At 72.8% G+C, this 19028-nt stretch carries 17 protein-coding genes and 1 rRNA gene; 5 read left to right on the forward strand and 13 right to left on the reverse strand.

The features are described 5' to 3' along the window. The first annotated feature begins 170 nt into the window (after positions 1-170). Positions 171-1841 carry a PucR family transcriptional regulator gene (locus J3486_RS12225; protein WP_207820245.1) on the forward strand — a complete coding sequence of 557 codons (1671 nt, stop codon included), beginning with the start codon at positions 171-173 and terminating at the stop codon, positions 1839-1841. 151 nt (positions 1842-1992) lie between these two features. On the opposite strand, the gene J3486_RS12230 is transcribed toward J3486_RS12225, so the two are convergent. The 3 genes from J3486_RS12230 to recN form a co-directional block, all read right to left on the reverse strand. Further along, positions 1993-3123, reverse strand: coding sequence for a glycosyltransferase family 4 protein (locus tag J3486_RS12230; protein WP_207820246.1), 1131 nt, complete (start codon positions 3121-3123; stop codon positions 1993-1995). 206 nt (positions 3124-3329) lie between these two features. Beyond that, a complete protein-coding gene (locus J3486_RS12235; protein ID WP_207820247.1) occupies positions 3330-4109 on the reverse strand; it encodes a hypothetical protein in 780 nt (259 codons plus the stop codon). Between the two features lie 239 nt (positions 4110-4348). After that, positions 4349-6073, reverse strand: coding sequence for a DNA repair protein RecN (gene recN, locus J3486_RS12240; protein ID WP_207820302.1), 1725 nt, complete (start codon positions 6071-6073; stop codon positions 4349-4351). Between the two features lie 191 nt (positions 6074-6264). Here recN and J3486_RS12245 point away from each other — a divergent pair, with 191 nt between their 5' ends. Beyond that, positions 6265-7614 (forward strand): FtsX-like permease family protein, encoded by a 1350-nt coding sequence (locus J3486_RS12245; protein WP_207820248.1) that lies wholly within the window; start codon positions 6265-6267, stop codon positions 7612-7614. Positions 7615-7909: 295 nt separating this feature from the next. Here the strand turns inward: J3486_RS12245 and J3486_RS12250 are convergent, their stop codons facing one another. The 4 genes from J3486_RS12250 to J3486_RS12265 are packed head-to-tail and all read right to left on the reverse strand — an operon-like array spanning position 7910 to position 10915. After that, complete coding sequence (locus J3486_RS12250) at positions 7910-8827, reverse strand: hypothetical protein (protein WP_207820249.1); 918 nt, start codon at positions 8825-8827, stop codon at positions 7910-7912. Between the two features lie 60 nt (positions 8828-8887). After that, positions 8888-9793: an NAD kinase gene (locus J3486_RS12255; RefSeq protein WP_207820250.1), complete on the reverse strand. Its 906-nt coding sequence runs from the start codon at positions 9791-9793 to the stop codon at positions 8888-8890. Then, entirely contained in the window at positions 9790-10605 is an 816-nt protein-coding gene (locus J3486_RS12260) for a TlyA family RNA methyltransferase (protein ID WP_207820251.1), read from the reverse strand. The genes J3486_RS12255 and J3486_RS12260 overlap by 4 nt, the downstream gene beginning before the upstream one ends. A 7-nt stretch (positions 10606-10612) precedes the next feature. Continuing rightward, the gene (locus J3486_RS12265; RefSeq protein WP_207820252.1) at positions 10613-10915 is read right to left on the reverse strand and encodes a hypothetical protein; all 303 of its coding nucleotides are present in this window, start codon (positions 10913-10915) and stop codon (positions 10613-10615) included. 42 nt (positions 10916-10957) lie between these two features. Between J3486_RS12265 and J3486_RS12270 the strand changes: the two genes are divergently transcribed. Continuing rightward, a complete protein-coding gene (locus J3486_RS12270; RefSeq protein WP_207820253.1) occupies positions 10958-11305 on the forward strand; it encodes an SCP2 sterol-binding domain-containing protein in 348 nt (115 codons plus the stop codon). Here J3486_RS12270 and J3486_RS12275 read toward each other — a convergent pair. From J3486_RS12275 to J3486_RS12290, 4 genes are all read right to left on the reverse strand, one after another. Continuing rightward, positions 11289-12167, reverse strand: coding sequence for an ABC transporter ATP-binding protein (locus J3486_RS12275; RefSeq protein WP_207820254.1), 879 nt, complete (start codon positions 12165-12167; stop codon positions 11289-11291). The two genes, J3486_RS12270 and J3486_RS12275, sit on opposite strands and share 17 nt — an antisense overlap. Then, positions 12164-13201, reverse strand: a complete 1038-nt coding sequence (locus J3486_RS12280) for an iron chelate uptake ABC transporter family permease subunit (protein ID WP_207820255.1) — start codon at positions 13199-13201, stop codon at positions 12164-12166. Before J3486_RS12280 ends, J3486_RS12275 begins: the two co-directional genes overlap by 4 nt. Beyond that, entirely contained in the window at positions 13198-14244 is a 1047-nt protein-coding gene (locus J3486_RS12285) for an iron ABC transporter permease (protein ID WP_207820256.1), read from the reverse strand. The genes J3486_RS12280 and J3486_RS12285 overlap by 4 nt, the downstream gene beginning before the upstream one ends. Positions 14245-14397: 153 nt before the next feature. Next, complete coding sequence (locus J3486_RS12290) at positions 14398-15453, reverse strand: HAD-IIA family hydrolase (RefSeq protein WP_207820257.1); 1056 nt, start codon at positions 15451-15453, stop codon at positions 14398-14400. A 72-nt stretch (positions 15454-15525) separates the two neighbouring features. Here J3486_RS12290 and J3486_RS12295 point away from each other — a divergent pair, with 72 nt between their 5' ends. Then, positions 15526-16830 (forward strand): DUF1015 family protein, encoded by a 1305-nt coding sequence (locus tag J3486_RS12295; RefSeq protein ID WP_207820258.1) that lies wholly within the window; start codon positions 15526-15528, stop codon positions 16828-16830. 67 nt (positions 16831-16897) lie between these two features. On the opposite strand, the gene J3486_RS12300 is transcribed toward J3486_RS12295, so the two are convergent. Further along, positions 16898-17635: a tetratricopeptide repeat protein gene (locus J3486_RS12300; protein ID WP_207820303.1), complete on the reverse strand. Its 738-nt coding sequence runs from the start codon at positions 17633-17635 to the stop codon at positions 16898-16900. On the opposite strand from J3486_RS12300, the gene J3486_RS12305 reads away from it, so the two are divergent. Then, positions 17606-18781: a hypothetical protein gene (locus J3486_RS12305; RefSeq protein ID WP_207820304.1), complete on the forward strand. Its 1176-nt coding sequence runs from the start codon at positions 17606-17608 to the stop codon at positions 18779-18781. The genes J3486_RS12300 and J3486_RS12305 overlap by 30 nt on opposite strands. A gap of 131 nt (positions 18782-18912) precedes the next feature. On the opposite strand, the gene rrf is transcribed toward J3486_RS12305, so the two are convergent. Beyond that, positions 18913-19028 (reverse strand): 5S ribosomal RNA (rrf, locus tag J3486_RS12310).

The raw sequence follows: 19028 nt of genomic DNA on the forward strand, positions 1-19028 counted from the left end.
GTGCATGCGAATGCGTCAGTGTGGCCATGCAGTGACGTACGCCACAACAGACACGCGGTCGCGCAATTCCGGCCACGGCGCGACGAGTTGTCGCGGAATCGGGCGGAATGATCTCTTCCGTAACAGGCCGGAGATGTTCCCGGAACGCGCACGCCGGTACCGTCCGCGTCATGGACAGCACCTCCTCCCCCGTATCGGCCCCGGCCGACGCCTCCGCCGGCTCCCCCGGCGGTATCACCGTGCAGCGCGCCCTCGAGCTGCCGGGGCTGCGCAGCGGGCTGCCCGAGGTCGTGGCGGGCGGGGACCGGCTGCAGCGGACGGTGCGCTGGGTGCACGCGGGCGAGGTACCGAACATCGCGTCGCTGCTCAAGGGCGGTGAGCTGCTGCTGACGACCGGGTTCGGGCTCGGCACGCGCCCGGCCGAGCAGCGGGCCTTCGTGCGCAAGCTGGCCGAGCGGGGCATCGCGGCGCTGGTGATCGAGCTGGGGCAGCGGTTCGCGCGGCTGCCCGCGGCGCTGGTGGAGACGGCGCGGGCGGCGGGCCTGCCGCTGGTGCAGCTGCACCGCGAGGTGCCGTTCGTGACGGTGACCGAGGAGATCCACACCGAGATCGTCAACGGCCACTACGCCCTGCTCCAGCGCGCCGAGGAGGTCCACAGGCACTGCACGAACGCCCTCCTTGGCGGTGGCGGGGTCCCCCAAGTCCTGCGCATCCTGGCCGAGTTCAGCGGGAACCCGGTGTTCCTGGAGACCGCCGACGGACAGCTGCTGTACGCGGCCGGGGCCGACGGCGACATCACGGATCCGCTCCAGGTCTGGGAGGGCATGCGGGCCACGCACAAGGACGAGCCGCCGGGCGGGGCGGTCCTGGTGGACGTGCCGGGCGGCGGTCCCGGGGCGGGCTCGGTGCGGGCCCGCCTGGTGCTGCTTCCGGTCTCGTCGGCCCTCGCGCCGGTGCACCGGATCGCGGCCGAGCGGGCGGCGGGGTCGCTCGCCGTCGTGCTGATGCAGGCGCGGCAGGAGGAGGAGCTGGCGGCGCGCGGGCGCGGCGACTTCCTCACCGATCTCGCGGAGGGCCGGATCACCCCGGAGGACGCTCCGGCGCAGGCCCGCGTCCTGGGCTTCAAACCCGCAGGGCAGGGCCCGCTGCTCCCCGTGGTGATGCGGCTTCCCGAGACCTCCATGAGCCTGGCGCCGGGCGGCGGCTGGGCGGTTCTCGCGCGGGCCGTGTCGGAGGAGCTGGCGTCGGTCGGCGTGCCCGTACTCCTCGGCGTACGGCCCGTCGAAGGGCGGGTGCCGCTGTTGCTCGGGCTGCGTACGGACTCGGAGCGCACCGCGGTGGCCGACCGGGTCGCGGCGGCGCTGCGGGCGGGAGTGGAGCGGGCCGGGATGCAGCGGGCGGGCGCGCAGCCGCCGGTGGTCGTGGTGGGCGGCGCGGGCGGCTGGCCGGCGGCGGCCGCGGGGCTGCGGCACGCGGCGGAGACAGCGACGGCGGCGCAGGGCCTGGACGACCGGCCGTGGTTCGACGCGCGCCGCCTCGACATCGACCTGCTGCTGTGGCGGCTGCGCGACCATCCGGATCTCGCGTCGTTCGTGGAGCGGGCGATCGGCCCCCTCCAGGCCCACGACAAGCGGTCCAAGCCGCCGCTGCTGCCCACGCTCCAGACGTATCTGGCGCACGCCGGCCGCAAGGCGGAGACGGCCCGCGAGCTGCATCTGAACCGGCAGACGCTGTACAACCGCCTCGCGCGCATAGGGGAGTTGCTGGGCACGGACCTGGACGACCCGCAGACGGTGCTGGCACTGAGCCTGGCGCTGCGGGCGCGGAGGCATGTGGCGTAGCGGTGACGCGGAACGGCGGCGGGGAACGGGGCGGACCGAAACCGGCCTTAGAACCTCCCCGTCAACTCGTCGCACACGGCTTCCCGTCAACTCGTCGTACACAGCGGTGACGCGGAACGGCGGCGGGGAACGGGGCGGACCGAAACCGGTCTCAGAACGTCCCCGTCAACTCGTCGTACACACTGAGCACTTGGGCGATCGTCGCGTCCTCGCTCGGCCACGACGCCGCCTGCATGCTGCCTGCCTCGCGCAGTTGCGCGCAGCGCTCCGGGTCGGTGAGCAGCCTTTCGACCGCGCGGGCCAGTGCGGGGGCGTCGCCGTACGGGACCAACTCGGCCGCTTCGCCGACGAGTTCGGGGATTCCGCCGACGTCCGTCGCCACGAGCGGGACCCGCGCGTGCAGCGCCTCCTGCGCGAGGAGCGAGCGGGACTCCCAGCTGCTGGGCAGGACCGCGATGTCCGCGGCGTGCAGCAGGTCGGCGACGTCGTCGCGGCGGCCCGCGAGCCGGGCCGGCAGGCCCTCGGCCTCGATACGCCGCTGGAGCGCGCCGCGCTGCGGCCCCTCCCCCGCGATGACGAGCAGCGGCGCCGGGTCGAGGTCGAGCCAGGCGTGCGCGGCGTCGAGCAGGACGTCGTAGCCGCGGTGCCGCTCCAGGGTGCCGACCGCCATCAGCAACGGGCGGTCCACGGCGCCGAGTTCGGCCCGCGTCTTGTTCCGGGCGCGCTCGGCGTCGTCGCCGTCCGTGACGGGGCGGCGCGGCGGCGGGAAGGAGACGGCGGCCAGGCGTGCGTCCCGGGCGCCGCGGGTGCGGGCCCGGTCGACGAGGTCGGACGAGGTGCCGAGGACGACGGACGCGGCCCTGGCCACGCGCCGCTCCAGCATCCGCAGCAGATGGGCGCGGGCCCCTTCCGCGTACGACCGGGTGTGCCAGGTGACCACGAGCGGGACGCGGCGGCCGCTCAGCGCGAGAGAGGCACGCAGCGCGGCGTGCAGCCCGTGCGCGTGCACCAGATCGGCGTCGGCACAGGCCACGCGGAGCGCGGCGACGGACGCCGGGTCGCTGCTGCGCGGCACCGGCAGATGGTGCGCGCCGACGTCGCTGAACCCGTAGGCCCGCTCGGCCTCGGACGGCGCGCACACCGTGACCCGCACCCCGCGGGCCACCAGCCCTGCCGTCAGGGAGCGGACGTGCGCGCTGCTGCCCGCACTGCCACCGCCCAGCACTTGCACGGTGCGCAGCGGCGACTGTCCGTGTGCTGCGTGGCTGCTCACGTGGCTCACGTGGCCGGGCTCCTGGTCGTCGAGGCAGTGGTTGCTGTACGGGCGCCGTAGGTCAGGTACCAGGTATCAGGTATCAGGTATACGGAGGGTACGGGTTTGGGGATACCTACGCCGCAGGGGCCAAGGATGCCAGCCCGCACGGACGTTCCGGCACCGTTCACGGTCTCCCACCGCGCGGGCACGGGCAACACGGCACACCGGACCACTCACATGGGTGAGTTGACCGGCTTCCGTGCTGACGCGGCGAGGGCGCTGACCCGGTCCCCGTACACGGTCGCGGCGACGAGTCCGGCGGCGTGCGCGACCAGGCCCGCGCGCCCGTTGCCCGCGACGATCGCCACTCCGAGGGCCGCGCCGAGCGCGTGCGCGCCGCTGTCGCCGAGCATCCCGCGTTCGCCGAGGTCCTCGGGGAGGACGGCGGCCGCGGCGGCCATCGGCGCGGCGGCGAGCGGGCCGCGCAGCAGCCCGGGGGCGCCCAGGGCGAGAGCGACCTGGGCGGCGCGTCCCGGCCGTACGTCGACCAGGTTGAGCAGATGGGCCGTCCCCGCGACGACGACACCCGCGAGCGCCTTGTCGACGGGCCGCTCCTTGAGCAGCGCGCCCGCGACGAGCCCGGCCGCCGAGATCCCGAACAACTTCACTGCGCCACTGGTGAGTTCGCCGTGCCGCAGCGCGCCGAGGTGCGCCCGGAAGCCGCGCCGCGGGTCCCCCGTCCCCGCCACGTCGTCGTACGCGCCGCAGGCACCGGCGGCGAGCGTGGCGACGAGGGCCGCGGCGCGGGTGCCGGGTCCGGCGGCGAGCGCCCCGGCCGCGGCGCCGAGCGCGACGGCGGGCCCCGGACACAGGTCCACCTCGCGGCCCGCGTAGTTCCTCCGCTCCCAGACCTCCGCACCCCCCGGCTTCACACGCCGGAGCACGGCACGGGCGGCGTGGGTGACGCCGCCGGCGAGGACGGCGGAACGGAGGCTGCACATCGGATCGATCATGGAGTCACCCTGCCGTGGGTAGTCGGCCGCCCGCCACCACGCCTTGGGCACTCTGCCCCGCCCGCCACCCCGCCTTGGGCACTCTGCCAGCGCCCGCCACCCCGCCTTGGGCAATCTGCCGCCATGGGCGGCAGGGTGGGCAAGGCGGCACCCCAGCGCCGGGCCGGCTCCTCCGCAGGCCCCGGCCCCCGGCGCAGAGCGGCGAGCACAGCGCCGGGCACCTCGCATCCGGCCCCGGCCTACGCGTCCGCCCGAGCCGCCTCGAGCAACTCCTCCGCATGCGCCCGCGCGGTCTCCGAGTCCTCCTGCCCGGCCAGCATCCGCGACAACTCCCGCACGCGGTCCTCCCCTTCGAGCACGGTCACCCCGGACCGCGTCACGGACCCGTCGTTCGTCTTCTCCACCAGCAACTGCCGGTCGGCGAACGCCGCGACCTGCGGCAGATGCGTGACGACCACGACCTGCGCCGACTTGGCGAGCTTGGCGAGACGCCGGCCGATCTCGACGGCCGCCTTGCCGCCGACACCCGCGTCGACCTCGTCGAAGAGATACGTCGGCACCGGGTCGGTACCGGCGAAGACGACCTCCACAGCCAGCATCACGCGCGACAGCTCACCGCCGGACGCGCCCTTGGCGATGGGCCGCGGCGGCGCCCCGGGATGCGGGGCGAGCAGCAGCTCGACCTCGTCGACACCGCTCGGCCCGGCGACGACGGCCCGCCCGTCGACCTCCACACCGTCACCCGCATCGGTCTCGGTCTGCCGGATGTCGAAGGAGATCCGCGCGTGCGGCATCGCGAGCGAGGCCAGCTCCTCGGTGACGGCGGCGGCGAACCGGGCCGCGGCATCCACCCGAGCGTTCGTCAACTCCTGAGCGAGCAGCCCGAGTTCACCGCGCAGCGCTTCGCGCTCCTCGGTCAGCTCACCGATCCGCTCGTCGTCCCCGTCGAGTTCGAGCAGCCGCGCCGAGCTCGCCTCGGCCCAGGCGAGCACACCCGCGACGTCCTCGCCGTACTTGCGGGTGAGCGCGGTCAGCGCGGCCCGGCGCTCCTCGACCGCCGCGAGCCGCAGCGGGTCGGCGTCCAGATCGTCGGCGTACCCGGCGAGTTCGGCGGCCACGTCGGTGAGCAGGATCTGCACCTCGCCGATCCGCTCGGCGAGCGTACCGAGAGCGGCGTCGTGCGAACGCACCGCTTCAAGGGCCCGATGGGCGGCGCCGACCAGCGTCTGCGCGTCGACCCCCTCCGGGTCCTCGGGGTTTCCGGCGAGCGCGCCGTGCGCGGCGGCCGCGGCGGACGCGAGCGCCTCCGCGTGCCCGAGCCGCGACGCCTCCTCGGCCAGCTCCACGTCCTCACCCGCGCGCGGCTCCACCGCGGCGATCTCGTCGAGCCCGAACCGCAGCAGATCCGCCTCCTGCGCACGCTCGCGCGCCCGCGTGGTGATCTCCTCCAGCTCGTTGCTGACGGCCTTCAACCGCTTGTAGACGGCCGCGTACTTGGTGAGCGGCTTGGCGACGGTGTCACCGGCGTACCGGTCGAGCGCCTGCCGCTGCCGGCCGAGCTTCAGCAGTCCCTGCTGGTCGGTCTGGCCGTGCACGGCGACGAGTTCGTCCGCGAGTTCGGCGAGCACCCCGACGGGCACGGACCGCCCGCCCAGGTGCGCCCGCGAGCGCCCCTCGGCGGAAACGGTACGGCTGACGAGCAGCACACCGTCCTCCAGCTCGGCCCCGGCCTCCTCGGCGCGCGCGGCCGCGGCCGAGTCCGCGGGCACGCTGACGCGCCCCTCGACCACCGCGTTCTTCGCACCGATCCGCACGAGGGCGGGATCGGCGCGCCCGCCGAGCAGCAGCCCGAGGCTCGTGACGACCATGGTCTTGCCCGCGCCGGTCTCACCGGTCACCGCCGTGAAACCGGGCGACAGCTCGACCACCGCGTCGTCGATGACTCCGAGCGACCGTATCCGCATCTCCTCCAACACGGACACGACCTTACGAGGTCGGGGGCCATCTGTGCGACGGGCCCCGGCTCTCGGACCCGAAGCAGCAGGTGGCACGGGAAGCGGATCACCCGGGCGAGTGGGGGGTGGGGTTGTCCCCAGGACGGACCGGCGGGCCCGCGCCATGGTCCGGCCCGCACCGGGCCGCGCACGCTGGACCCATGAGTACGGCACTGGCCCACGCGGCGCTGAAGGCCCACCGCCCGGCCTTCGTCGGGACGGCGGTCGCGGCGCTCTTCGCGGCGACGGTGGTGAGCGCCTCGACGACGGTCCTCACGGCGACGAGCACCCATGCCATCCCTCCATCGGCCCGTCACGAGATCACGACAAACGGAGTCGGCGACATAGCGGCCGTGCTCCTCATCGGTTCGATCTACATGTCGATATTCGTGGTGGTCGCGACCATGGGTACGGCCGTGGCCCAGCAGCACCGCGAACTGGCCCTGGTCCGCGCGATCGGCGCCCGCCCGCGCCAGGTCCGCCGTGCCGTGGTTCTCCAGGCGCTCACGGCGGCCGTGCCCGCGTCGGTGCTCGGCTTCGTGCTGGGCGGCACGGTCCTGGCCCCGCTCTGGTTCCACGGGATGGTCGACCACGGCCTGATCCCGCGCGGCGTCCCCTTCACGTTCTCCTGGCTGGCTCTCCCGGTCTGTCTGGCCGTGGCGACGGTGACGTCCACGCTCGCCGCGCTCCTCGCCTCGCTCCGCTTCTCCCTCCTGCGCCCGGCCCACGCCCTGGCCGAGGCCGCGGCGGGCCGCCGCCGTCTGGGCCTGCTCAGGGCCCCGCTGGGCGTGCTGGCGATCGCGGCCGCCGCCTTCCTGTCCGTCCTGCTGTCGAAGCAGCCGCCGGACGAAGCGAACTCGGGCGCCTTCCTCGTCCTGATCCTGTTCTGCGTGGGCGTGGGCCTGCTCGGGCCGCGCCTCATCGGCCCGGCGGCCTGGCTCGTCTCGTCCCTGCTGGGCCGCTGCGGTCCGAGCGCCCGCCTGGCGATGCGCACCGTCCGCTCGCAGCCCCGCAGGTTCGGCGCGGCGGTGATCCCGCTCGTCCTCGTCGTCGGCTTCGGTCTCACGAAGATCGCCCTGCGGACGACGGCCGCGCACGTCACGGGTTCGGCGGGCAGCCCCGGCGACGTCTGGCTCGACTACATGGGCACGGCCCTGTACGCGGGCTTCGCCGCCATCGCCTCCGCCAACACCCTGGCGATGATCTCCCTGGAGCGCCGCCGCGACCTGGCCCTGCTCCGCGTGGTCGGCTCGCAGCGCCGTCAGATCCGCGCGATGGCGTTCTGGGAGTCCCTGGTGGTGGCCGGCACGGCCCTGCTCCTGGGCACGGTGATCGCCCTCGCGACGATGGCCCCGATCCTCACGACGACGTTCGGCACCCCGCTCCCCTACGTCCCCTGGGCGGTGGCGGCAGCGATCGCACTCGGCACGGTGACCCTGACGGTCACATCGACGGGACTACCGATCCAGGCAGGCATGCGAACCCACCCGATCAGGGCCATACAAACCTGACCCCACCCAGACCGACTACCACCCCGCCCCGCCGGCCCACCCCCACCCGCCTTGGGCAATCTGCCGCCCAGCCCGGCCGCCTTGGGCAATCTGCCGCCAAGGGCGGCAGGGTGGGCAAGGCGGCACCCCAGCGCCGGGCAGGCGCCTCCGAAGGCCCCAACCCACGGCCCACCCCCGCACGGCCACGGCCCACCCCCACCCGGCCACGGCACGCACAAGCCACACACCCACCCGCTCCCGCCCCCGGCACAGCCACAGCCACAGCCACAGCCACAGCCACAGCCACAGCCCGACCTCAACCCACCAACCGCCGCCTCCAATCAAGCGGCGTCACATGAACCGCCCGGCTCGGATCCCCGTCCCACACCACCGAAAGCCCGACCCCTTCCAGCGCGGCAACCACCTCACCGCCAACCCCCGCCGTGGTCCCGACCGCCCCGTCGAACCCCCCGTACAGCAACATCAACCCCGCCCCCACCGCCGCGGACCCGGTGCACTGCGAGTGGAAGTAGACATAGCCACGGGCCCCGGGCCCCGCCTCGGCCCCGATCTCCGTGTCCCCACAGGACCGGCAGCATGTGAAGTTCTCCCGAGCGACGATCCCGTCAGCCTCCAGCGCGGCGAACGCCCGAGTGAGCCGCTCCGGATCGGTCTCGCCCCGCCACCCCTCCTGCTCGGCGACACGCTCCAGCCACATCCGGTCGGCCAGCGCCCACGCCTGCGCCCGCGACACGGGCCGCCGCCCCTCGGTGACCAGGTACTCCTCGGCGACCTCGGCCAGCACCGCCCGCGTCGCGTACCCCCCGTGCAGCACGCTGCGGACCTCGTCCTCCAACTCGGCACGATCGGCCGCGCCGAGGTCGAGCGGCGGAACCTCCGGCGCCGGCCCCATGTCGAGGAGCGACCAGTCGTGCCCCGCGTCCCAGCCGGGCTCACGACGGGCCCAGCCGATGAGCGCCGCGGCCACGGCGTCCGGCCCCGCGGCCGTCGTCCCGAAGTGCCGGTCGGCAGCCCCTGCGCGGTGCTCCAGCGTGAAGTCGCCGCCGCTCTTGTGCCAGACCTGCGCGAACTCGTCCGGCAGATCCGGTATCCGCTGGAGGACGAGGAACCGGTCGCCCTCGCCCCCGATACGGCGCACGAGCGCGCCCAACTCCTCGGCGGACACGGCGACATGCCGCTCCCCGCCCTCCGTCTGCACCACGATCTCCAGCATGTCCCGACTCTGGCACACGCCACTGACAACGCGGCCGGGAGCCGTTCCGGACCCCGGAAGCTAGTGCGGCGCCCCGCGCCACCCCGCCACCGGCAGCGCGAACTTGGCGACGAGCCGGTCCGTGAACACCGCGTGGTGCAGCCGCGCGAGCCGCACCGGCACCGCACCCCGCCGCACCTCGACCCGGGCCCCCGCCGGCAGCTCCACGGTCCGCCGCCCGTCGCACCAGAGCACCCCGTGCGGCGTGTGCTGCTGCACCTCGACGGCGAGCACCGAGTCCGGCGACGTGACCAGCGGCTTGGCGAACAGCGCGTGGGCGCTGATCGGCACCATCAGGAGCGCCTCGACCTCGGGCCACACCACGGGCCCGCCCGCCGAGAAGGCATAAGCGGTGGACCCCGTGGGCGTCGCGCACACGATGCCGTCGCACCCGAAGCCCGTGACGGGACGCCCGTCGATCTCCAGGACGACCTCCAGCATCCGCTCGGGCTCGACCTTCTGCACGGCGGCCTCGTTGAGCGCCCAGTCCTCGTGCACGATGTCGCCGTTGCGGTGCACGACGACGTCGATCGTCATGCGCTCCTCGACCTCGTACTCCTTGGTGACGACCCGGTCGACGACCTTGTCCAGGTCGTCCCGCTCGGCCTCCGCGAGGAAGCCGACGCGGCCCAGGTTCACGCCGAGCATCGGCACCCCGGAGGCGCGGGCGAACTCGGCGCCGCGCAGCAGCGTCCCGTCCCCGCCCAGCACGATCAGCAGCTCGCACCCGTCGAGGCAGGCGGGCGTCGCCTCCTTGACCAGCTCCACCTCGGGCGACAGCGGCAGATCGGCCGCCTCCGCCTCCAGCACGCGCACCCCGAGACCGCTCTTCAGCAGCCCCTGGACGACAAGTTCGGCACTGCGGACGGCCGCGGGCCGCCCGGTGTGCGCGAGCAGGAAAACAGTACGAGCTCGGGTCTGTGTCAACGCGGCCCCTCCGCCACTGCACGGTCAACGTCGGCCGGGTCCAGTTCGGGCGCCCCGGCACGCAGCCACAGAAAGTACTCGACATTTCCGGAAGGGCCGGGCAGCGGGCTCGCGGTCACGCCACGCACGCCGAGCCCGAGCTTCCAGGCCTGCGCGGCGACCCCGCGCACGGCCTCGGCCCGCAGTTCGGGGCTGCGTACGACCCCGCCGCTGCCGAGCCGCTCCTTGCCGACCTCGAACTGCGGCTTCACCATCAGCACGAGGTCCGCGTCGGGCGCCGCGCACCGCACGAGGGCAGGCAGCACAAGGCCGAGCGGGATGAAGGACAGGTCTCCGACCACCACATCCACAGGCACCTCATCGATCGCCTCCAGCGTCAACTCGCGTACGTTCGTACGGTCCTTGACGGTGACGCGTTCATCGCTCTGCAGCGACCAGGCGAGTTGCCCGTACCCGACGTCCACGGCGACGACGTGCGCCACCCCGGCCCGCAGCAGTACGTCCGTGAAGCCGCCGGTCGACGCCCCGGCGTCCAGGGCCCTGCGGCCCTCCACCACGAGCCCCTGCGGGACGAACGCCGCCAGCGCGCCCGCGAGCTTGTGCCCGCCGCGCGAGACGTACTCGGGGTCGTTGTCGTCCTGCTGGACGACGATGGCCGCGGCCGTCTCCACCTGGGTCGCGGGCTTGGTCGCGACGGCCTTGCCGACCGTGACCCGCCCCGCGGCGATCAGCTGACTGGCGTGCTCGCGCGAGCGGGCCAGCTTGCGGCGGACGAGTTCGGCGTCGAGGCGGCGACGTGCCACACCTGCCACGTTCGGTTCAGCTCCTGTGCTCATACGGGGACGAAGGCCGGGGCCGCGCATCCAGTGCGGTCAGCGCGCCGCGCAACCCCTGATGTACATCCTCGTACACCTCGACGTGTCCGTCCGCCGCGAGGTGGTCCACATCGCCCAACCGCTCCAGCTGCGCGTCCACCTCGGCGTTGCCGGTGAGGGTGCGCGCGATGCCGAGCGGGGCCGGGGCGGCGGGGTCGTACGAGGGTTCCTCGGGAACCCCGGCCGACGGAACCTCGGCCTCCACCACCTCGGCCTCCGGTTCCGCCTCCGGGAAAGAGTCGCTCATGCCCAGACGCTACCTCGAAGCGCCGGTGTACCGTCGATCACGATGGCGACGATTGAGGAGTGCCGGGCGGCACTCGACAAACTCTCGGACAACATGGCGGGCGCCGGCGGCGACGTCCGCGCCGCCGTGGCGCTCGACCGCTCGCTGAGCTGCCACATCAGAGACCTGGACACGACGTTTTCCGGCCGTCTGGAGGACGGCCGGATCACCGTGCTCGACACCCGCCCCGGACCACCCGCCGAGAAGGCGCAGATCCGTCTCGCCATGACCGGGGACGACCTGGTGGCGATGGTGAACGGGCAGCTGAACTTCGCGAAGGCGTGGGCCGCCGGCCGGGTCAGGCTGGAGGCGTCGTTCCGCGACCTGCTGCGCCTCAGGACGCTGCTTTAGCCACGGCCTTCCGCCTGGCCTGGCGCGCCGCCGGCACCACCAGCGGGGTCCCGGTCTCCGGATCGTCGATGACCTGGCACTTCATCCCGAAGAGCTGCTCGACGAGCTCGGCGGTGACGATGTCCTTCGGCGCCCCCTCGGCGATCACCTCGCCGCCGCGCAGGGCGATGAGATGGGTCGCGTACCGGGCGGCGTGATTGAGGTCGTGGAGGACGGCGACGAGCGTGCGCCCCTGCTCCTCGTGCAGCTCCGCGCACAGGTCGAGTACGTCGATCTGGTGCTGGATATCGAGGTACGTCGTCGGCTCGTCGAGCAGCAGCAGCGGCGTCTGCTGGGCGAGCGCCATGGCGATCCACACGCGCTGGCGCTGACCGCCGGAGAGCTCGTCCACGTACCGGTCGGCGAGCTCGGCGACCCCGGTGGACTCCATCGACTCCCGTACGACCTTCTCGTCCTGCGGCGACCACTGGCGCAGCAGGCCCTGGTGCGGGTAGCGGCCACGCGCGACGAGGTCGGCGACGGTGATGCCGTCGGGCGCGACGGACGACTGCGGCAGCAGGCCGAGCGTCTTGGCGACCTTCTTCGCGGGCATCGACTGGATCACGCTGCCGTCGAGCAGCACCCGCCCGGCGCTCGGCTTGAGCATCCGGGACAGGGCCCGCAGGAGCGTGGACTTGCCACAGGCGTTGGGGCCGACGATCACCGTGAAGGAGTGGTCGGGGATCTCGACGGACAGCTTCTCGGCGATGACGCGCTGGTCGTATCCGAGGGTCACCTCGTCGGCGGTCAGCCTGGTCACGGCGGTGCTCCTTTGGTTCGTACGAGGGCTGATGTCGCGGATGTCGGCGGCGGGACGGCTCATATCCGGCCCGCCCTGCGCTCGGTGACGAGCAGCCACAGCAGATAGACGCCGCCGACGACGCCGGTGACCACGCCCACGGGCAGCTGGTCGGCGCCGAAGGCCCGCTGCGAGACCAGGTCCGCGACGATCAGCAGGGTGGCGCCGAGAACGGTGGAGGCCGGCAGGTTCGGTCCCGGCGACCTGGTCAGCCGGCGGGCGATCTGCGGGGCGGTCAGCGCCACGAAGGTGACGGGCCCGGCCGCGGCGGTGGCGGCTGCGATCAGCACCACGGAGGTGGCGAGCAGCAGCATCCGCGTCCGCTCGACGGGGACGCCGAGCGCGCCGGCCGCGTCGTCGCCCATCTCCAGCATGCGCAGCCCCCGCCCGCACCAGGCGACGACCGGCACGAGGACGGCGAACATGATCAGCAGCGGCCAGACCTGCGCCCAGTCCCGGCCGTTGAGCGATCCGGTCATCCACACGGTCGCGCGGGCGGCGTCGACGAAGTCGGCCTTGGTGAGCAGATAGCCGTTGACGGCGGTCACGAAGGCGGAGACACCGATGCCGACCAGCACGAGCCGGTAGCCGTGCACGCCCCGTTTCCAGGCCAGTACGTAGAGGGCGAGGCCGGTGACGAGCCCGCCGACGAGCGCGCCGAGGGCGACCTGCGTCGCGCCGCCGCCGACGATCACGATCATGACGAGCGCACCGGCGGTCGAGCCCTGCCCGAGCCCGAGCACGTCGGGGCTGCCCAGCGGGTTGCGGGAGATGGCCTGGAACAGCGCGCCGGAGAGTCCGAGCGCACCGCCCACGAGGAGCCCGACGAGCACGCGCGGCAGCCGCAGGTCGTTGATGATGAACTCCTGCCCCGCGTTCCCGTGGCCCGCGAGCGTGCGCAGCACGTCCATGGCGGGGATCGGGAAGTCACCGGTGCCGATGAGCACGACGCTCGCGGCGAGCACGGCGACGAGCAGGACCGCGATGACAACGGCGGCCCGCAGATCGATCCGGACCGAGAGTCCGCCCGGGGTGCGGACGGCCTTGGTGGTCTTCACAGCTGGGCCATCCTCCGGCGTCGTACGAGCACGATGAAGACCGGCGCACCGATGACGGCGGTGACGATGCCGACCTGGAGTTCGGAGGGCCGTGCGACGACCCGGCCGACGACGTCGGCGCCGAGCAGCAGCACCGGCGACAGGACCGCCGAGTACGGCAGGATCCAGCGCTGGTCGGGTCCGGTGAAGGAGCGCACCATGTGCGGCACCATCAGGCCGACGAAGGCGATGGGCCCGCAGGCGGCGGTGGCGGCGCCGCACAGCAGCGTCGCGGCGAGCATGCCGAGCGCGCGGGTCCGCCCGAGGTGGGCGCCGAGCGCCCGCGCGGTGTCGTCACCCATCGCCATGGCGTTGAGCGGCCGGGCGAGCCCCAGCGCGAGCACGGCACCGACCGCGATGAACGGCCACACCTGCTGGATCGTGTGCGTGGTGGCGGTGGCCAGCGAGCCGACCTGCCAGAACCGCATCCGGTTGAGCGCTACGTCATCGGTGATCATCACGGCGTAGATGTAGCCGGAGAGCGCGGCGGCGACCGCCGTACCGGCGAGCGCGAGCCGCACCGGTGTGGCGTTCCGGGTCCCTCCGAGCACGTAGACGAGGACGCCCACGGCGGCGGCCCCGGCGAAGGCGAACCACACGTACCCGCTGAGCGTGGTCACCCCGAAGAAGCTGATGCCGGTCACGACGGCGGCGGACGCCCCCATGTTGATGCCGAGGATCCCGGGGTCGGCCAGCGGATTGCGGGTCAGCGCCTGGAGCACGGCTCCGGCGAGCCCGAGCGCGAGCCCGGCCAGAAGTCCGAGCACGGTACGGGATATCCGCTCCCCGACCACGACATCGGCGTAGGTGTTGGTGTCGTGGAAGAGCCCGTGCCAGACCTGGTCGAGCGAGAGCGATTTCGCTCCCACGGCGATGCTGGCCACGACGACGGCCAACAGCACGAGCACCGACACGAGCAGCCCGGCGGAACGTATCGCCGTACGACGGCCGGGGGGCGCGGGAGAGGTCTCCGCGCCGGCTTCTGGGGGACTCTCGACCAACACGAGGTTAGGTTAGCCTATCCTCCTGTGCGTGCCTCCGTCAGGGGCGCAGCCCCCGGGCCGGGACGGGAAGGGGCCGCGGGGGGGGGCGACTCGTACGCGGGGGGGGCGACTCGTACAACGCGAGCCATCCACCACTGAACCGCTACCCCGTCACTACAGCCCCAACCGGTCCAGCGCCTTGGCCGACTCCAACGAGCAGCTCCCGTCTCCGGCGTGCCCCCAGGCGGCCCCGCACAGCGCCCGCAAGCCGTCGATCTCGTCCCCGTCCCCCTCAAGTTCGAGTTGTCCGTCCCCCACGGACGCGGTCCAGCCCCCGCACCGCACCCCGCCGTCGACCTCGACGACCTCGGGCTGCCCCTGCAGCATCCCCCGAAGGTCCCGGTCCACGTACGTCGGCCGATGCTGCGGCACCGCGGCCAGCAACTGCGCCCCGTCGGTCACCCCGGTCAGCACGAGCAGCGAGTCCACTCCCCCGTTGAACGCACCCTCGATGTCCGTGTCGAGCCGGTCCCCGACGACGAGCGGCGTCTTCGCCCCGGTCCGCAGAATCGTCTCCCGGTGCATCGGCGGCAACGGCTTCCCCGCGACCTGCGGCTCGGCGCCCGTCGCGATCCGGACGACCTCCACCGCCGCCCCGTTCCCCGGCGCGATGCCGCGGCCGCTCGGGATGGTCAGGTCGGTGTTGGACGCGAACCACGGCACGCCCCGCGCGACCGCGTAGCTGGCCTCCGCGAACCGTCCCCACGGCAGATCGGGCCCGCCGAATCCCTGCACCACGGCGGCCGGATCGTCGTCGGCGGACTCCACGGGGTCGAGCCCCCGCTCACGCAGGGCGACCCGCAGGCCCTCCCCGCCGATCACCAACACCCGTGCCCCGCTGGGCACTTGCTCACTGATCAGCCGGGCGACGGCCTGGGCCGACGTGATGACGTCCTCGGCACCGGTCGGAATCCCGAGCTCGCTCAGGTGCTCGGCGACGGTGTCCGGGGTCCGCAGCGCGTTGTTCGTGACGTACGCGAGCCCCATCCCCGCGTCGCGCGCGACCGCCAGCGACTCCACGGCGTGCTCGATGGCCTTCCCACCGGCATAAACGACCCCGTCGAGATCGAGCAGCGCGGTGTCATAGGCCTCGCTCAACGCCCGCGTACTGCCCGCCGGCCGCACCCTCGGCAGCCCGCTGTCCGACGCCCCGCGCTCACTCTGGCTCATTACGTATCGCTCCTCGTTCGATCCCACTCCCCCGATCATCCCCCAAGCCACTGACACTCGTACGATGCACTAATGAACACTGCAGGTCGCACGGCACAGACGGGGAACCACGGCCTGGACCTGATCCCGTTCAGGGGTGTGCGTTACGTCCCCGAGCGGGTCGGCAGTCTCGCCGCCGTGACGTCTCCCCCGTACGACGTCGTGGTACGTCCCGACGGCCTGCACCATCTGGAGAACGCGGACCCGTTCAACATCGTCCGTCTGATCCTGCCGCAGGCGACGGACCCCGGTACGCGCAACGCCCTGGCGGCGGCGACCCTGCGCGGCTGGCTGGCCGAGGGCGTCCTCGCCCCCGACCCCACGCCTGCCCTCTACATCTACGAGCAGCGCAACGGCGACATGCTCCAGCGCGGCATCATCGGCGCCCTGCGCCTGTCCGAGGCGGCCGAGGGAGTCGTCCTGCCGCACGAGGGCGTCATGCCGCATGTCGTCGAGGACCGCGCCGGCGTCATGCGCGCCACGGAGGCGAATCTCGAACCGCTCCTGCTCACGTACCGCGGCAACGGCAACGCGACGGGGGCGACGGCGGTCATCGAGCGCACCGTGCAGACCCCGCCGCTCCTCTCCACGACCACCGAGGACGGCTACAGCCATCGGCTGTGGGCGATCACGGACCCGGCGGATCTCGGCCATGTCCACGCCGACCTGGCGAGCCACCAGGCCCTGATCGCCGACGGCCACCACCGCTGGGCGACGTATCTGCGCCTGCGCACGGAACACCCGACGCCGACCCCGTCGCCCTGGGACTACGGCCTGGTCCTCCTGGTCGACACGGCCCGCTATCCCCTCCGCGTCCGCGCCATCCACCGGCTCCTCAACCGTCTCCCGCTGACCGAGGCCCTGGCGATGGTGGACGGTTCCTTCCGCGTACGAGAGATCGATGGCCCGCTCCAGAAGGCGCTGGAATCGCTCGCCCGGGCAGCGGCACAGGGCAACGCGTTCCTCCTTGCAGGCGGCTCCACCGACACGTACCACCTCCTGGACCGCCCCGATCCTGCCCTCCTCGCCCGCACGATCCCCACGGACCGCCCGGAGGCGTGGCGCACCCTGGACGCGACGGTCCTGCACGCGACGCTCCTCGGCCACGTCTGGCGCATCCCCGAGGACTCCCCGGCCGACATCGCGTACATCCACGACGCCCAGGCCACGGTCGACAAGGCGCGCCGCGACGGCGGCACGGCGGTTCTGATGCACCCGGTACGCGAGGAGGTCGTCCGCGAGCTGGCACGCCAGGGCGTGACGATGCCCCGCAAGTCGACGTCCTTCGGCCCGAAGCCGGCGACGGGCCTGGTCCTGCGCACCCTCACCACGGACTGACACGACGGGCTGAAACGACGAGCGGGCGGGTCCCGAGGGAACCCGCCCGCCACACGCCTGACAAGCCTTACTGCTGCTCGTCCTCGTCGTCACTCTTGTCCTCGACGTCATCGTCGGCGTCGACGTCGACCTCGGCGTCGACGAACTCGACCCCGTCCAGCTCAGCGAGCCGGTCCGACGCGTCGGTGCTGCCGTCCTTGTCGGACTCGACGGCCTTGGCGAACCACTCGCGCGCCTCGTCCTCACGCCCGGCGGCAAGCAGCGCGTCGGCGTACGCGTAGCGCAGACGCGCAGTCCACGGCTGTACGGAGTTCGAGGCGAGCTCGGGGCTCTGCAGCGTGACGATGGCGGCGTCGAGCTGCCCCATGTCCCGGCGGGCACCGGCCGCGACGAGCCGCATCTCGACCTGCCCGGCCTTGTCCAGCTTGCTGACCTCGGGCGCCCCGGCCATGTCGAGCGCCTTCTCCGGCCGCCCGAGCCCACGCTCGCAGTCGGCCATGACGGGCCACAGTTCGACGCTGCCGGTCATCCGACGCGCGGCACGGAATTCGGCCAGCGCCTCGCTGAACTTCTGGTTCGCGTACGCGGCGAAGCCGGCGGCCTCGCGCACGGCAGCAACCCTGGACGCCAGTCGCAGGGCGACCTTCGAGTACCCGTAGGCACCCGCGGGGTCTTCGTCGATCAGCCGGGCCACCATCACCAGGTTCTTGGCGACATCCTCAGCGAGCCCCTTGGGCAGGGACTGCAGCTCCTGCTGTACGTCCTTGTCGATCTCGTGACCGGTGACGTCCTCGGGGATCGGCAGCCGCTTGATCGGCTCGCGGTCCCGGTCCCGCTCGTCACGGAACCGGCCACCACCGCGCCGGTCGTCACCCCGCCGGTCATCGCGCCGATCGTCACGCCCACGGAACCCACCACCGGGCCGGCCGCCACGATCGTCACGCCCGCGGTAGCCACCGCCACCACGGTTGTCGTCACGCCGGAAGCCACCGCCACGGTTGTCATCACGACGGTCATCACGCCGGAAGCCGCCACCACGGTTGTCATCACGGCGATCGTCCCGACGATCGTCACGCCGGAAGCCGCCACCACGGTTATCGTCACGACGGTCGTCACGACGGTCGTCCCGGCGGTCGTCACGGCGGAAGGGGGGACGGTCGCCATCGCGACGCGGCCCACGATCCCGGTCGCGGTCACCGTACGACGGACGGTCATCACGCCCGCGGTAGCCACCGCCACCACGGTTGTCGTCACGACGGAAGCCGCCACCACGGTTGTCATCCCGACGGTCGTCCCGGCGGTCGTCACGGCGGAAGGGGGGACGGTCGCCATCGCGACGCGGCCCACGATCCCGGTCGCGGTCACCGTACGACGGACGATCATCACGCCCGCGGTAGCCACCGCCACCACGGTTGTCATCACGACGGAAGCCACCGCCACGGTTGTCATCACGACGGTCATCACGCCGGAAGCCGCCACCACGGTTGTCGTCCCGACGGTCATCACGACGGTCATCCCGGCGGTCGTCGCGACGGAAGGGGGGACGGTCGCCATCGCGACGCGGCCCACGATCCCGGTCACGGTCACCGTACGACGGACGATCATCACGCCCGCGGTAGCCACCGCCACCACGGTTGTCATCACGACGGAAGCCACCGCCACGGTTGTCATCACGACGGTCATCACGCCGGAAGCCGCCACCACGGTTATCGTCCCGACGGTCATCACGACGGTCATCACGGCGGTCGTCGCGACGGTAGGGGGGACGGTCGCCATCGCGACGCGGCCCACGATCCCGGTCCCGGTCACGGTCACCGTACGACGGACGATCATCACGTCGATCCCGGCGAGGACCACCGCTGTTGCCGCGGTACCCTCCCCGGTCACCACTGTCCCGGCGGCGCTGATCGCGCTCGGGTCGCTCGTCGGGAGAGTTGGTGGACATCGGTGACTCCTGTCTTCGGTACCGCAGTCATTCTCGCGCAGCCGGGGTGCCGGCGCGCTCCGAGAAGAGCTCTGGAAATACAAAAAGGACCTTTGGTCCCAGCACGTGTGCCGGGACCAAAGGTCCTCTCAAAAATAGTTCGGCGGCGTCCTACTCTCCCACAGGGTCCCCCCTGCAGTACCATCGGCGCTGTGAGGCTTAGCTTCCGGGTTCGGAATGTAACCGGGCGTTTCCCTCACGCTATGACCACCGA

Source organism: Streptomyces sp. VRA16 Mangrove soil (assembly GCF_017377775.1).
Lineage (GTDB): Bacteria > Actinomycetota > Actinomycetes > Streptomycetales > Streptomycetaceae > Streptomyces.